This is a genomic window from Mucilaginibacter sp. 14171R-50 (assembly GCF_010093045.1).
Lineage (GTDB): Bacteria > Bacteroidota > Bacteroidia > Sphingobacteriales > Sphingobacteriaceae > Mucilaginibacter.
This window is the reverse complement of the sequence record NZ_CP048115.1, coordinates 2,947,885-2,961,306: the sequence shown is the minus strand read 5'-3', so window position 1 is coordinate 2,961,306 and position 13,422 is coordinate 2,947,885. Positions and strand designations below refer to the sequence as shown.

At 51.0% G+C, this 13,422-nt stretch carries 15 protein-coding genes; 5 read left to right on the top strand and 10 right to left on the bottom strand.

Annotated features, from left to right (window positions below; genetic code table 11):
* Genes GWR56_RS13540 through GWR56_RS13530 form a run of 3 tightly spaced genes read left to right on the top strand, consistent with a single transcriptional unit; the run spans position 1 to position 3,667 of the window.
* Positions 1-1,932 carry a type II secretion system protein GspD gene (locus GWR56_RS13540; RefSeq protein ID WP_162431762.1) on the top strand — a complete coding sequence of 644 codons (1,932 nt, stop codon included), beginning with the start codon at positions 1-3 and terminating at the stop codon, positions 1,930-1,932.
* A 3-nt stretch (positions 1,933-1,935) separates the two neighbouring features.
* Positions 1,936-3,144 carry a hypothetical protein gene (locus GWR56_RS13535; RefSeq protein ID WP_162431761.1) on the top strand — a complete coding sequence of 403 codons (1,209 nt, stop codon included), beginning with the start codon at positions 1,936-1,938 and terminating at the stop codon, positions 3,142-3,144.
* Position 3,145: 1 nt separating this feature from the next.
* Positions 3,146-3,667 (top strand): hypothetical protein, encoded by a 522-nt coding sequence (locus GWR56_RS13530; protein WP_162431760.1) that lies wholly within the window; start codon positions 3,146-3,148, stop codon positions 3,665-3,667.
* A 4-nt stretch (positions 3,668-3,671) separates the two neighbouring features.
* On the opposite strand, the gene GWR56_RS13525 is transcribed toward GWR56_RS13530, so the two are convergent.
* From GWR56_RS13525 to GWR56_RS13495, 7 genes are read right to left on the bottom strand one after another with little or no spacing between them, the layout of a single operon-like run.
* Positions 3,672-4,823 carry a type II secretion system F family protein gene (locus GWR56_RS13525; RefSeq protein ID WP_162431759.1) on the bottom strand — a complete coding sequence of 384 codons (1,152 nt, stop codon included), beginning with the start codon at positions 4,821-4,823 and terminating at the stop codon, positions 3,672-3,674.
* Positions 4,801-5,304 carry a type II secretion system protein J gene (locus tag GWR56_RS13520; RefSeq protein ID WP_162431758.1) on the bottom strand — a complete coding sequence of 168 codons (504 nt, stop codon included), beginning with the start codon at positions 5,302-5,304 and terminating at the stop codon, positions 4,801-4,803. The genes GWR56_RS13525 and GWR56_RS13520 overlap by 23 nt, the downstream gene beginning before the upstream one ends.
* Positions 5,294-5,653 (bottom strand): hypothetical protein, encoded by a 360-nt coding sequence (locus GWR56_RS13515; protein ID WP_162431757.1) that lies wholly within the window; start codon positions 5,651-5,653, stop codon positions 5,294-5,296. Before GWR56_RS13515 ends, GWR56_RS13520 begins: the two co-directional genes overlap by 11 nt.
* The gene (locus GWR56_RS13510; RefSeq protein WP_162431756.1) at positions 5,641-6,936 is read right to left on the bottom strand and encodes a hypothetical protein; all 1,296 of its coding nucleotides are present in this window, start codon (positions 6,934-6,936) and stop codon (positions 5,641-5,643) included. Before GWR56_RS13510 ends, GWR56_RS13515 begins: the two co-directional genes overlap by 13 nt.
* On the bottom strand, positions 6,899-7,516 hold the full coding sequence (locus GWR56_RS13505; protein ID WP_162431755.1) for a toxin-antitoxin system YwqK family antitoxin: 618 nt from the start codon (positions 7,514-7,516) through the stop codon (positions 6,899-6,901). The genes GWR56_RS13510 and GWR56_RS13505 overlap by 38 nt, the downstream gene beginning before the upstream one ends.
* The gene (locus GWR56_RS13500; RefSeq protein ID WP_162431754.1) at positions 7,513-8,001 is read right to left on the bottom strand and encodes a hypothetical protein; all 489 of its coding nucleotides are present in this window, start codon (positions 7,999-8,001) and stop codon (positions 7,513-7,515) included. The genes GWR56_RS13505 and GWR56_RS13500 overlap by 4 nt, the downstream gene beginning before the upstream one ends.
* A 2-nt stretch (positions 8,002-8,003) precedes the next feature.
* The gene (locus tag GWR56_RS13495) at positions 8,004-8,963 is read right to left on the bottom strand and encodes a hypothetical protein (RefSeq protein WP_162431753.1); all 960 of its coding nucleotides are present in this window, start codon (positions 8,961-8,963) and stop codon (positions 8,004-8,006) included.
* A gap of 304 nt (positions 8,964-9,267) precedes the next feature.
* Between GWR56_RS13495 and GWR56_RS13490 the strand changes: the two genes are divergently transcribed.
* The gene (locus tag GWR56_RS13490; protein WP_162429151.1) at positions 9,268-9,465 is read left to right on the top strand and encodes a transcriptional regulator; all 198 of its coding nucleotides are present in this window, start codon (positions 9,268-9,270) and stop codon (positions 9,463-9,465) included.
* Positions 9,466-10,008: 543 nt separating this feature from the next.
* On the opposite strand, the gene GWR56_RS13485 is transcribed toward GWR56_RS13490, so the two are convergent.
* Complete coding sequence (locus GWR56_RS13485; protein ID WP_162431752.1) at positions 10,009-10,587, bottom strand: hypothetical protein; 579 nt, start codon at positions 10,585-10,587, stop codon at positions 10,009-10,011.
* A gap of 142 nt (positions 10,588-10,729) precedes the next feature.
* Between GWR56_RS13485 and GWR56_RS13480 the strand changes: the two genes are divergently transcribed.
* The gene (locus GWR56_RS13480) at positions 10,730-10,990 is read left to right on the top strand and encodes a helix-turn-helix domain-containing protein (protein ID WP_162431751.1); all 261 of its coding nucleotides are present in this window, start codon (positions 10,730-10,732) and stop codon (positions 10,988-10,990) included.
* A gap of 63 nt (positions 10,991-11,053) precedes the next feature.
* On the opposite strand, the gene GWR56_RS13475 is transcribed toward GWR56_RS13480, so the two are convergent.
* Positions 11,054-11,488: a hypothetical protein gene (locus tag GWR56_RS13475; protein ID WP_162431750.1), complete on the bottom strand. Its 435-nt coding sequence runs from the start codon at positions 11,486-11,488 to the stop codon at positions 11,054-11,056.
* A gap of 5 nt (positions 11,489-11,493) precedes the next feature.
* A complete protein-coding gene (locus GWR56_RS13470) occupies positions 11,494-13,350 on the bottom strand; it encodes an RHS repeat domain-containing protein (protein WP_162431749.1) in 1,857 nt (618 codons plus the stop codon).
* Between the last annotated feature and the right edge of the window lie 72 nt (positions 13,351-13,422).

Here is a 13,422-nt window from a genome sequence, read left to right as displayed (position 1 = left end):
ATGCGAAAGATTTTTACCTGTTTTTATGGCGTTATACTGCTGATCTGCTTCTCCCGCCCCGTATATGCGCAGGACCAGGACCGCATCAAGGTGATCGAAAGCCAGCTCTCCGCTTTATCGCAACAGGCTCCCGGCCTGAAGCAAAAGGTGCAACTCCTGGTAACGGGACTGCCGATGCGCGATTACCTGAACGCGCTGGCGCGCGCTACCAACATCAATATCAGCGCAGACCCTTCCCTGACCGGCCCGGTCTATGACACCTTTAACGGGGTTACCGCTGCGGAGATCATCGCTTTCCTCGCTTATAAATACACCCTGGAGGTCAACATCACCGGCTCCATTATCCTGATATCGCCCTTTCATCCGCCGATCAATACCTTGCCCGCGGTGCCAAAGGTCGTTAACGCGGCTTTTGATGGTTCGACAGGTTCCCTGTCGCTCGAACTGAATAACGACAGCCTGGGCGCCGTTGCGCGCCGCATTACGGCAGTTTCCGGCCGGAATGTGATCGTCCCGGTCGCCCTGCAGGGCAAAACCGTGTCGGGCTTTATAGCAGCCGCGCCATTCGATGCCGCCCTGGAAAAACTGGCCTATGTCAACAACATCAAGATCACGCGGACGCCGGACGGCTTTTACGTTTTCCAGAGCCTTGATGAAAACGAAGAGACGTATGTCAACGGCGACCGGAACACCTCGACGCGGAGGATGCTACGCCCGGCACAGGGGCCCTCGCAGTCTTCCGGGGTATTTGCCAGGAAGGTTGGTGATAAGAAGTTGTTGTCAGCTGATGCCAACAACGCACCGATAGACGATATGATCCGCCGGGCATCTGCGGAAATGAACAAGAACTTTGTGTTGTATACCGAGCTGAAGGGCAATATCAGCATCCATGTTTCGGACGTCTCCTACGAAAGCTTTCTCAGCATGCTGCTCAAAAATACGGAATACAGTTATCGCCAGGACGAAGGCATTTACCTGATCGGTGACCGGAAGGTGACCGGTGTGGGTACCTTTAAGATGGTCAAGCTCAAAAGACGCGCCGTGGATTCGACCCTGATGCGTTCGCTTCCTGCCGAACTGACCATCGGTTTGCAGGTCCAGCCGTTCCGCGAACTGAACTCCATCCTGCTCTCCGGCTCGGCCATGCGTGTGGCCGCCGTAGAATCGGTCATTCGTCAGCTGGACGAATTGGTACCGGTGGTCCTTATTGAACTGACGATGATCGATGTCCATAAAAACCGGACGGTGGCGACCGGGATCAGCGCCGGCGTCTCCGACAGCGTGAAAACCGGCGGCACCGTTCTGCCGGGTATCAATTACACTTTCGGTTCAAAATCGATCAACAGCTTTCTTAACAGTATGACCAAATTCACTTCCCTTAACCTGGGGCACGTCACGCCGAACTTCTACGCCTCGATCAGCGCGCTGGAAAGCCAGGGCAACGTGGAGGTTCGTTCAGTGCCGAAACTCTCATCACTGAACGGCCACCAGGCCAGCTTCAGCGTCGGTAAAAAAGCGTATTACAAGGACGTCACCCAGAGTGTCATCCCTTCCCTCAACAACCCGACATCATATTTCACCAATATCTATAAAGAAGTCAATGCCGACCTGTCGGTCAACATCAACCCGGTCGTATCGGACAACGACCAGGTGACGCTCAGTATAAAGATCAATATTTCGGACTTTCTCAGCATTCCCACGGACGGTTCCCCCCCGCCGCAATCCGTCAGCAAGTATGAGACCAACCTCCGGGTAAAATCGGAAGACACGATACTGCTGGGCGGGATCGAGCGTACCGAGGACAATGAAAGCGCTTCCGGCGTACCGTTACTATCCCGCATACCGGTCCTGAAATGGCTGTTCAGCAGCCGGACCAAGACCAATGACAAGGTTGTCACTTTACTGTTGATCAAATCAACCATCATCCGGTAGGCAATGTTAAAGTCATTAACCCAAATCAACGCCTGTACCGGTATCAGCATACGCTTTACCGGCAACGGCACGCGCATCTCGGCGCTGAGCGTTTCCAGGAACGGCAGCCGGCTTGACCTTGGCACCGCGTTAAAAGATCAGCCGGACCTGGAGACCGTCATGGCAGCACTCCCCGCCGGGGCTGTGGTGTCCCTTAATTTTACGGGCAAAGGGATATTGCATAAGGCAGCCGATGCCCCCCTTGCGGGTGGCAATGACTTGTTTATGCAACTCATGCCGGGTGCTGGCCCCGGCGATTTTCATGTTCAGCAGTTTGGCTCCGCGAGCAAAACTTTCCTCTCCCTTGGTCGTAAAGGCGATATAGATCCTTTTATCGACCGCCTGAGCAATGCAGGTTTTCGCGTGGTCATGCTTTCCTTCGGTCCCTTTCCGGTCAAAGGGGTGCTGGAGCAATTAAACCAATACGGGGAGGAGTTCAGCTTTGACGGGCATGAGATCACATTCAGCGAGACCAAGGACTGGACGGGATATCGTTATCGCGAAGGGAGTGCCAGCCGTTTCGCTATCAAACTGGGCGTTGACCAGATCGATGAACAACTGCTCCTCCCGTATGCCGCTGCCTTCCAGGTGATTTTATATGATCAGGTAGAGCCTGCCGAAGCGAAAGTTGCCAGAATAAGCGAGCAAATGGATAGCCTGCGCCAGGCAGGTGCCCTTAAGCGAAATAGTGCTATAGTGCTCATCGCCGCCTTCGTATTACTTTTCGCCAATACCTTACTATTCACCCATTTAAACAGCGAGAACGGACGTTTGATGGATGCGCTCAGCCTGCATTCCACGCAAGCGTCCGACGTTACCGCATTAGCAGATAAAACAGCGAAGACCGAGGAACTTGTCAAGTCCATCGGCTACAGCAAGGCACCGGAAAAGGCCGTGATGATCGATGAAGCTGCCGCGCTGATGCCTGCCGAAATTTCACTGTCGGCGGTTGAGCTCAACCCGCTCACCGCGCGGCATTCAGACAACCCGTCAGCGGCATTGTTTGCCGGCAACGTGCTGATCATCTCCGGCACCTGTAATTCGATACTACCGGTTAACGAGTGGCTGGCGAGGATCAGGTCGCTCAAGTGGGTAACGCGTGCCGAACTCAGAGATTACGGCCTGGCAAACGACACCGCAAACGGGGGATTCACGATCATCATCAATTTCTGATATGCTTATAAAACTTTTTAAAAACAAATATGCTTTTCCTGTAGCGGTCGTGTTATTCTGCTGCATTTGCTACCAGGCTGCCTTCCGGAAGACGCTACTGGCCTGGCGGCTCAACCAACAGTTCAAAACCGAGCTTACCGCAGGTGCCGGGGCCGGCGCACAACCCGGTTTTATGCTCCGCAAACAAAAAAACCTGCAGCTGATCGCCGATCGCTACAGCCTGGATAGTGTGGGATTCCGTTCAGCGGTGATCACCAGGACAGCCCTGATCGCCGGGCAACGGAATATTACCGTCAAAGAAATACCGGAAGAGGCGGCTGCCCTGCAGACCAGCAGTACGGCTGTTGAACGGGTCAATTTTGCCGGTGGTTATGCGAACCTGCTGCGCGCGCTGCAGGATATGGAGCGCGCCGGCGGCATCGGGATGGTGCGCTCAGTGAAGTTTTATCTGCCCCGCAAGGGCGGCCAGCAGGCAGGGCAAACCCTCGAAATGAGCGTTTACCTGCAGGCGATCAAGAAGTAGGACGCTACTGTATGTTACTGCTGATCTGGAAAAGGGGCAGGTAGATCGCGATAACGATCACGCCAACGACGATACCAAGAATAATGATGATAACCGGTTGCATAATGCGGCTCAGTGAAGCCGTTTGCAGCTCCGCTTCGGCGACATACTGGCTGCCGATCCATTCAAAAAAAGCGTCCAGTTGATTGGTCCGTTCGCCCACCTTGATCAGCTGGATCATTTTGGGCGGAAAGACCGCGAACTGCTGCATGCTCATATGCAGTGGCACACCGCTTAAAATATCGCTCTCGATAACTGCCAGGGCTTTTTCAAGCGGAAAAAAACCGATCATCTGCCGGCAAAGTATTATTGCGCGCAACAGCGGCAGGCGGGCATTGATCAACAGGCGCATGGCGTTGCTCAGCCGTGCAAGATAGATCTTTTGCGTCAGGGGCCCGGCCAGCGGGGTGCGCAGGACGATACGCGATGCGTAGTCCCGGAACCAAAGCGTATTGCGGTAATAAAAGGCCACCGCGATAAGGACGATCACCGCCAGCGCAGCGGTGCCCCCGTAAAGGCCGAAGCCGTCCGAAATGGCGATCATTTTTTGCGTGATCCAGGGCAGCTCGCCTCCCGAGCGCCGAAAGATATCGCTGAACATCGGTACGACAAAGCGCATCATAAAGGCCAGCGCGCCCACGGAAGCCGACAGCACGATAGCCGGGTACGTCAGCGCCGAGATGATCGTCCGCCGCTGGGTGATCTTCGTTTTGTAAAAATAAGCCAGATCGGCTAAAACCTGTTGCAGCTGGCCCGATTCCTCCCCGATCTCGATACTGTAAATTTCATAAAGCGTGAATTTACCTGATCCCTTCAATGCCATAGAGAAGGACGCCCCCTCAACAACATCCTGCAGTATACGGTTAAAAAGGGCCGCATCCTGCGGCTTTTTTTGCCCCGAGGCGACCAGTTCAAACGCGCTTTTGAAATCCACGCCTGCACGCAGCAGCGCACCCAGTTCCAGATAAAGGTATTCCTTTTTCTCATCAGCCAACCCGCTGCCGCCGAACGAGAAGTCCTTTTCGAAGAGCGCGGTAATTTGACTGGCCACACTTTCCGGTGTTCCAGCCGGTTTTTTCTTTGTTTTTTTTAGGTTACTGATGTCGATCGATGCCATTTGTCAGGTTGATAAGTTGCGTTGCGCTGTACCATTTGAAGAAATTCTCCGGAAGCTGCTGCTTTTCGAGCAAAATACTAAATGTCAATTCATCTATGGGCATCTGCTCACCAGCGGCCTGCACCGGCTGAGCCCTAAAGGCTGTTACCAGATCGCTTGTCGCAATGCGGAAGGAATCCACCCGCACCGCCCGGCGAATAACAAGGCTGTCCGCAAAAACATAAGACACCGTATCGCCAGTGCTTAACAGGCGGACGGAATGGTCGTTCCCAAGGATGACCTCCGCCTTTTGAAAGTCGCGCCGCAACCAGTGTTCCAATCGTTCCACGTCATTGACCCGCTCATTTTTTGCCGCAAAGGCCGCGTGTGTTTTGTAAACGATCCGGAGAACTTCGTAGGCCATTGCCACGACAATAGCCGTCAGCAGCATCACCATGATCATCTCCGTGAGGGTAAATGCCTTCAAATGCTTATTTCCCATGCCATACAATAATTTTGTCAAGAACGGCCAGGGTGTCATTATGCTCCCCCAGGGCAATTAACTGCAGGTGCGCGGTCCCCGGGCCGCCTGCCGCTGTTACCGAACGCCGTATCAGCGGACCGTCAAAACCGGTGTCCGATACCGCCGTATCCTGCAACTGTTCTATCCGGCGGGCAGCTTGTCTCAAAAAAGCAGCCGCGCGGACTTGCTTAACCGGGCGTGAAGCATGCAACACGTTGGCATAGACCATCATGGCAATACTGAAAACAACGACGATCAATACCGCCGCAATAACCACTTCCAGTAAGCTGTCCGCTTTCAGCCGCCCGACCTTCGCTACTTTAGCCATTGTACGATCTTTTTTGTTGATGGCCCCTGTCCGGGGAACACCGCCGGGCTAAGGTAAAATGGCGAAAGGGCATGCGCATCTATACGCGCCCCGATCAGGTAATTTTCAAAATTGGAAAAGCCGGACCGGTAAAAAAACCGGCGGCAGGTCACACTGCCGGCAATGGCTGTGCTATCGCCAAGGCCCAAAAGTCCCGTATAGATCTGTCCCTGGTAGGTGCCTTTACTTCCTAAGTATACTGCCGGCGGGAAGACACCGGGCAACTTTTCCCAGGCAAGCAGCCCGCCGAAAAAACTGCAGCTGCGGCCAAAACGGATGAAGCCTTGCTTCCCGGCCTCCTCAGCGCGCGTCCGTAGCAGAGCGGCTACCGACGGGTAGGCGAACGCAGCACGGTCGCCGATACTGATCGAATCACGGGCGAACAGCTGGCAGCGGCCCCGAAACCCGGGCCGGACAACGATTGCCGGTGCAAAGATCATCACTTGTTCCAGCGCCGCGGTGCTATCGATGGTCAGCAGCGAATCGCAGCGAATAATGATATTCCCCTGTAAGCTGAGCGCTTTCAGCGTAAAGGGTGCTTTAAGCCGGTACTCGCGGGTCGGCAGCCCGAAGCTTGCAGTTAGGGTGTCTGGTATAAACCGCTCCTCCGCCTGCCCAGCGCTGAAGGACTGATCGATCCGCGCCAGACGCAAAATATCCGGCTCAGGAAGTTCCCGCTTGCTGAACCGGTGCACCTCAGCGATAAAGGCGGGCTCACCTTCGTACCCGTGGCTGTTGACATACGCTGACCTGACACCCGCTTTCGGCAGGTAAACGTCTCCGACGACTGCCGTCCTGCCGCTAACCGATAAAGGCCGGTCTTCGTCTGCAAGCCATATGGCAAAACGCGAGAGCGAATCCAACTCGTTACCGATCAGGATAGCAGCAAAGGCGGAATCTCTTCCGCTGCCTGCCCTGCTCACGCCGATATCAAAACCACCCCAAAAATACCTGCTCAGCCTGACCGTGTCCGCACCCCGCTCAAACAAGTCCACCAGTTCGTTTCGGTAATCGGCACGCTGCCCGTCCGACAGGATCAGGTTCAGGCCGGAGCTTACCCGGTTATCCAACCGGTCGAGCCGGTTCCGCTGCGCATGGTAAGCACGGTAATAAAAAGCGCTTGCGATCAGCGCTTCGCAAAGTAAAGCGATCACCAGCGCGACAACGATAACGATGTAAAGCGACGCGGCGGTTAACCTGCCCGGTCTACTGCTGTGGCGTGGCAATGGCTGTGGTGTCGGCACGGTTGCGTTTTTTGAAAGGGTTCAATCGCTTTAATAAAGGCTGATGGCGGGTCACGCGGCCACGGTGGTACCAGGTCACGGAAGATGAATCACTTCGCGTATAATATTTTACCGCCCCTTCCAGCAGGTCATCGCGGTACCTTCCCTCCTGACGGACCTTTCCCTCGGCATCGTAAACGGCAAAAGGGCCGGAGCGCAGGCCCTCCTGGTAACTGACCGTTTGCTTAAGCGTACCGTCGGAATTCCAGGAACGCCAGGTCCCGGTCTTCAGACCTGCGGCGAAACTCCCGCTTTCCATCATGGCTCCGCTGTCATAAAAAGAGTGGAATACCCCGTGAAGCAGGTGCCCGCCAAAGCCGCCCTGCGTCTGGTAGAGCCTCCCGCTGCTAAACCAGTAGTACCAGCGGCCAGCGCCGGGATGGGCCGGATTTTTCACCGGTAAAATTTCTGCATCGGCCGTCAGCCCGGGCTGGTCGATATGCACCTTGTGCATCCCGCCGTCCGGAATACGCTGCCCGCGAACGGTGGTATGCCCCAGGGAAGCCAGGCAAACGGATATAAAAAACAATATTTTTCTCATGATGACTTCACAATAAATCTGACCCGACCCCGGTAAGCGACCTTGACGGAGTCGCGCATATTCTTCAACACCTTAATGCCTTCTGCACTCTCCCCTTCATTGAGCATCATGGTCTTGCCGTTGATCAGCAACATGCTCAGGGTTCGCTTTGAAACCGGGTTGGCGATATAGCCCGCATATTTGACAAAACCCATATCGGCCTGCGCATGCGGAACAGGCGTCGTACCTCTGATCGTCTTCATATAGGTTTGCGTGTCGGTTTTCATGGCAACTGGCGTCAATCCGAAGGGGTCGCGGTAGTTTGCCCGCAGCTGCACGGTGTCCGTCACCGCCGCGAAATCATCGGCCGGGCTTTTGACCATTGATGGCGCCGCTACCGGCAGTTCCTCCTGATCACCAAGCGCGGAAAGCACACGATAGCCTGCCCCGCCCCATATGATGATGACCGCTATGCCCAGCAGAAGGTTAGTTCTCTTCTTATTCATCACTACGGTATGATAAAGCTCCTCGTCGCGCTGGCCGTGCCCGCGTTCCCCGCCGCATCGATGGCTGCTACCTTCCAATAGATCCTTTCCCCACCGGTGCCGGATTGAAAGTCATAGGTATTTTCATTAACGATAACGGGGAAATTTTTACTATAACTCGTAACCGAATCGGATTTAAGCAGGTACAGGCGATAGCGGACAGCGGAAGCTACATTTTCCCATCGCAGGTGAACCGGCTTGTTAACCGTTTGGTTATCCGCCGGCTCCAAAGCCTTTACCCTGCCCGGGGGTAAGCGGTCCAGCGTGAAATGATTCACAACAGACCATCGCGATTGCGCGGTATCGTTTTCCGCCTGCACGCGCCACTGGTAAGACTGGTCTTTGGGTAAAGCGAGCGCAAGCTCGTTCCCCGGCAATGCCTCGTTATAAACGACCGAGCTTTCATTGATGAAATTGTTGGTATCGATCTGGAGGCGGTAGCGTGCAGCGCCGTAAAGCGTTCCCCACCGCAAGTTCACCTGGGCGTTATTGATCTGGGCCTGATCAGCGGGCGCGTTCAATTCGACCGCTTGCTGCTTTATCGAAGACTGTAATACCTCGAACGATCTTGCACCGCTGTAAGCCGTTACCGTACTGCCGTTCTCGGCGCGCAAGTGCCACTCGTATTTGCCCGGGTCCAGGTTCACGCTGAACTTATTGCCGCTCACCAGCGTATCAAGCACCAGCCGGTCCGGGGCTGCAAAGCCAGGCGATACCACCTGCAGCCGGTACCCCAGGGCATCCTCCACTTCATCCCACCAAAAGCTGATCTTATATAATTTGCTTTGAAAACCGTCGGACGGAGCCTTTAAATAAACCTTTTTATTCTCTATCGACGGTTCAATGAATTCTTTGCAGGAAACCGCTAACAGCGAGGTAAAAAATAAAAGGAAAAGCGCGATAAAGGCAGGTCGTTTCATCATACCGAATTTAGGCAAAAATACCTTCCCCGGCAAATTTTGATAGTATATCAGTTTGATTATTTATCCACAGGAGGGAAAAATATTCTATGCATTCAAGTCTATCATTTAATAGCTTTTAGGAGATATTTAAAAAAGCAACCATAATGACCATAGGCGCTAACATTACGAAACAGCGAGCAAGAAGGATGCTGCAAAAGCAGCTTGCTGCTGAAGTGAACATACCCTATACCAGCTAAAATAAGGTAGAGAACATACCCGTGATATTGCTATTGATGAACTGGAACGCTTTGCGGGGTATTTCGGCATGACCATTGACCAGGTTGTGCACTTTGATGTTCAACCCGTAGATGTAGCCATTCAGGACAAGCCTAATTTCGAGCAGATCAATATGATCAACCAACTGGATGAGGACGACCGCACTGTGGTTTTTAAGATTATTGATACTATGCTTACCAAAAAGAAGTTCAAGGACTTCTTTAATAATAATTTAGCTGCCCTATAACAACAAAGCCCCTAACCGGGGCTTGTTGTTTACGTTATCTTGTTTCACAGCATTAGGTACTTATAAAGTTTTAAGACAAATAATAATAGCCCAATTAGAACAAAGAATATTCAATACTTTCTGTAAGAACGCCAACTTTCATTGGGCGAAAATCTAAGCATAATTCCTACAAGCAAAAGCGCAATAGGAGCAAGAAGTCCAATTATAGTATTAAAAGTCATAAAATTAATTTGCAAGTGATTTCAAGATAAAAACTATCCCAACAATAATACTCAAAATCGCTATCATCCAAAACTGAATATATTGGGGCATCAATTGCCCTTTCCAGTTTGTATCCTCAGAAGCGGGTTTTCGCCTTCTAACGTTATTGAACATCAGCAATCCAACTATTGAAAAAGTTATTCCTGCAAAAAGAAGTTTATAATTCATATTAGTACCGCTTCTGCGCCGTCCATGTCTTCAATCAGCGCAGTTTATGTTTAGTTCTTCTTTGCCGAAATTTAGTAAAAGGCGTTCATGCTGAGCGTGGTGGTCTCTTTTTTATCATCCTCCGGCATCAGTTTCGCTTACGCTTTCCTGTAACCAGGTCTTGCTCGGTCCGCTTGCGCCCAGGCACATCAGGTGCAGCGGGGTATGTCGTTTTCTTGAAGTATAGGTAAGATAGGCGATCAATGCGTTTGTTTCTTCGCCCACCAGGCCGCTTTGGGCTATCACTTGTTTTGTCCGGGTTAACAAGTCTGGGGATTTTAAGTACGTTATAGCCACTTTGCGTTCCTGTTCGCTTAGCTGCTTCTTTTCAACCTGCTTAGGCTTCATAACTTCCAGGCGTTCCGACCTGTAATTTTCTAAGCCAGTCGTCAGCTGGCCTATTGCCGTGATGATCTCATTTATGCTGATGTCCAGGGCTTCGGCTGATTTATCTATGAGTTGTTCCGTTTGGATGCTGTTGTACAGGTCTAAGTTATGGCGGAATGCGTTTTGCTTATGGTCTGTAATGGTTAGTTTCAGCGTTATTTTCATACAATCTAAGCCCGTTAGCTTGATACCGCCCAAGATGGTAACGCGCAGTTTGCCGTCCAGGTAGATCAATAGCTCCGCATTTTCCGTTATAAGTTTAGACATGTTAAAAAAAAGTTTTACGACTTATTTATCACAAAAAAAGATATATCAGAATTAAACAAGACTTATCTTACTTTGATGCTATTTATATCACTTATTTTTGTTTAACTGTTAGATTTGATAGCAGGCTGATCTCGGCAAGCGCGTGGAAACATCGGGTGATATTATCGGCAGGTATGAACGTGACGAAGTTAAACCCTCTATTGAGGTTGTCATCCGTATGGCCGATGCCCTGGAAGTTTCTTTGGATTTTCTTGTTGGTAAAACTGATATGGAATTGGACAGTTCCACACTTAACCGCATTCGTGAAGTTATTGCACTACCTGATGAAGATAGAAAGCAGGTCTTTATGGTCGTAGATGCACTTATTCGGGATTTTAAAGCTAAAAAAGCGTATGCTCATTAAATAACAAAAGCCCAGCACACAGCCAGGCTTTAACTATCTTCTTTACATCACCGGGAGGATGGGCTAATTTTCCTGAACCCCTAGTGTTTCAAATATTTGAAGATGAACAAAAATCAACAAAATGAATAACAGGACGCTCAGTACCTTAATTAAAATAGCAGAACCCTTATCTCGAAGTACACCTATAATCAGCATAATAAAGCAAGGTACCAACCCAATAAAAAGCAGCATATGAATCCAGCCCATTCCTTCTGTGTCATGTATGCCCCCAGAAAAAAGTTTAATACCAATATCATTTAGCCCTATAAATAAATATGTAAGGATTGATTTTAAAAGGATACTTAAGTCATTATTTGTGAAAATAATTAATCCGGTCATCAGCGTTACTATTAAGGGAATAAGCGATATTCCTGTAGGAGGCAAGAAATGACCAACAATCACACTAATTAATAGTATAATTACTAACAAGCTAATAAGCTTTGTATTATGAAGTTTCATGTATTTTATGGTTTTTTTTCGTTATCAGGTATAACAGTAGGTTTTGATAATGGCCCCACAGTAACGGTTCCTTCCCTTTTCTTTTTAGGTTGTGGTAGAATTAATAAAACACCTCCTGGGTTATTCTTTATTATTGCTTTAAATCTGACATTAGGGATTGGCGTTAAATAAGTGTTAGGGATTATCCCAAAAACCTTAGGTCCGGTACCATTATCAAACCTTCCGGCATGTAAAGCATCTGATGCTACATCAATACAACTATTGGCCAAAACGTTGTAATCGGATTCTACAGCCTTTTTTGCCGCCTCTTCCATCTTTTTATCAGTTGCTTCATCTGTTTTAAGTTCATATGCTTTTTCATATGGTCCATCCTTTTTATTATCTTCACTTGCTTCAAACTCTTTTAATGACGCGTACTTTCGTCCTACCACTGGATGCTTATCCGAAGCCCCCCATGCACCCTTGTGTTCAGTGGTCCCATTTTTTGAATAGTATTTGTATCCCGTTTTATCATTGCCAATAAGAACGGCTGCATGACCGTATCCGCCAGCATGTGTGGGTGCACTTAATACAATGAGATCTCTACCATCTGGGTCGATAGAGGTTATGGGATTGTTATTTACGTAACTATAAGAAGATATTGAGAAATAGCTACTTGCATGTGGATCACAATTGGTCCACCTCCCTATCACCGGATCATACAGCCTTGCGCCGTAATCGTACAGGCCGGTTTCGTCCTGCAACTCCTTACCATTGTAAAGGTACTGATTTTTTGGGCTCGGTACATTCGGCTCCAGTGATTTTATCGATAAGCCGAAGGCGTAGTAGTCGTTCTGCTGCAGGATCTTGGGCGTAAGTTGCGTAGCGTCCGCCGCATCCCAGGTCACCGTTGTGCGCGTGTTGCCCAGATGGTCCTTGAGGTCGTACTCATATTTGTACACCGTCCCCGATAACCTGGCCCGCCCCTCTTCGTTCTGGATGAAGTCTATCGCCCCGTTCGTGTACTGGATCCCGCCGATGTATTCCGTCGTGGTGATATTGCTGCCCGCCGTAAACACCTTCTTGAGCTTTCTGCCTGACGCGTCATAGGTATACGTTACCGTATTGCCGTTGACCGTGATGCTTTCCGGCAGGTTCAGCATATTGTAGTTAATGCTGGTGATCCCCTTATTCAGGTCCTTGCGCATGTTGGCATTTCCGTCATAGGTGTACTCGTTCGCCACCTGCACGCCGTCCGTGAACCCCGCCAGCCCATTATAGGCCGAGGCATCGTCCACGCGCGTCAGCCGGTTCCCATTGTAGGAATAGCTCAGTGTATCGATCTGCGTCTTGACCCCGCTGACCTTTTCGTTACGCCCAAGGGCCGTGATGTTGCCCATCTGGTCATAGGTGAGCGCTTCGTTATAAAAGCCGTCCTTGGCAGCGCTGCTGGTCGATACCGCCGCCGTCAGCCGGTTCAGCCGGTCGTAATCGTAATCGTAGCTTTGCTGTCCGGGCAGCGGAAGCGACAGGTCCGTGCGTCCCTGCTTCCATTTGACCGTCGAGATGTTGCCGTTGTACTGCGGCCTGCCTGTGCTGGTGCCCTGGTAGGCGATCTCCATCCCGAAAGCGGCATTGCCGGCGCTGTTGGTGTACCCGCCGTCATCGCTCAGCGTACTGTTGTTGATGCTGGTCAGCCACCCCCGCTCGTTATAGCGGTAGTACACGCTTTGCAGGTAGGCTGTGTAAGGGGTAAGCGAGTGCAGCCCTTTTTGGATCACCTGCCCGATACCATTATAAAAGAAACGGTTCAATACCACCTTCGCCTGCGCCGTCAGCGACTCGTGACGCAGCTGGTTATAGCTGCGTACCTTACGGCCCATATGGTCGTAAGTATAGCTGTCGTAAACGGTAACGGCAAGCGTTGCTGCCGTGCCGGCCGTGTTCTTACGGTA